The sequence below is a fragment of the Parasphingomonas frigoris genome (genome assembly GCF_036663815.1).
Taxonomy (GTDB): domain Bacteria; phylum Pseudomonadota; class Alphaproteobacteria; order Sphingomonadales; family Sphingomonadaceae; genus Sphingomonas.
Genome location: NZ_JAXOJQ010000094.1, coordinates 1 through 1,057 on the forward strand (window position 1 = coordinate 1; position 1,057 = coordinate 1,057).

At 65.9% G+C, this 1,057-nt stretch carries 2 protein-coding genes; one reads left to right on the forward strand and one right to left on the reverse strand.

All coding sequences use genetic code 11. The features are described 5' to 3' along the window. On the reverse strand, positions 1-465 hold a 465-nt coding region (locus tag U1872_RS22715; RefSeq protein WP_332795108.1), incomplete at its 3' end, for a DNA-3-methyladenine glycosylase family protein. A 75-nt stretch (positions 466-540) separates the two neighbouring features. On the opposite strand from U1872_RS22715, the gene U1872_RS22720 reads away from it, so the two are divergent. After that, on the forward strand, positions 541-858 hold the full coding sequence (locus U1872_RS22720) for a 2Fe-2S iron-sulfur cluster-binding protein (RefSeq protein ID WP_332795109.1): 318 nt from the start codon (positions 541-543) through the stop codon (positions 856-858). Positions 859-1,057: the final 199 nt, after the last annotated feature.

Below are 1,057 nucleotides of genomic sequence, written 5' to 3' on the forward strand. Positions count from 1 at the left end.
GCCCGCCGGCCAGATGTCGGTACGGCCTTCCGCGAACAGCAGGTAGATTTCCGCGGACCAGCGGCCGATGCCCTTGACGCGGACCAGCGCGGCGATCGCCTCCTCGTCGTCCTCAGGCAGGTTGGTGAGATCGAGCCGGCCGCTCGTCACTTCGTCGGCCAGACTCCGTGCGTAGCCGAGCTTCTGGCGCGAGAGGCCCGCGCTGCGGAGCGTCTCGTCGCTGGCGGCGGCGATTTTCAATGGGTCACCCGCGCCGCCGACCACCGCGTCGAGCTTGTTCCACACCGCCGCCGCCGAGGCGACGCTAACCTGTTGGCCTACGATCGTGCGCAGCAGCGTCGCGAAGCCGCGTTCGCTGATCCGCGGCGCCGGGTGGCCGGCATTGCCGACCGCGACCGCGAACGCCGGCTCGATGGCGCACAACGCTGCCATCGCGGTTTCGAGTTGGTCTGCGCTCAGGCCCATAAGACTCGGCTCCATGATGCTTGATCCCGGGCCCGCGCAACGGCATGAACGCAAGAAGATTTTTCGGAGAATGACATGCCCAAGCTTATCGTCGTGACGCGCGAAGGGGACGAACGCGAGATCATCGGCGAGGCGGGCCTATCGGTGATGGAAGTCATTCGCGACGCCGGGATCGACGAGATCCTGGCGCTGTGCGGCGGCTGTTGCTCGTGCGCCACCTGCCACGTCCATGTCGACCCGGACTTTGCGGCCAAACTGAAGCCGATGGGGCCGGACGAGGATGACCTGCTCGATTCGACGAGTGATCGCGACGAGTTTTCGCGATTGTCGTGCCAGATCGAGCTGACCGACGGGCTGGATGGGTTGAAGGTAAAGATTGCAGCGGAAGATTAATTCCCTTGTCCCTCGCCCCTCCGGGGAGAGGGAGGGAGGCGCGCTTGCGCCGGAAGGGAGAGGGGCTTTGGGATGAATCGTCCCGAGCCTCACTCCCCTCTCCCTTCCCACCGCAAGTGCGGCGGGCCCCTTCCCTCTCCCCGCAGAGGCGAGGGAGTTTGGGTCACCTAGTCGTAATCGCGTACAGCGCGATCGCCGC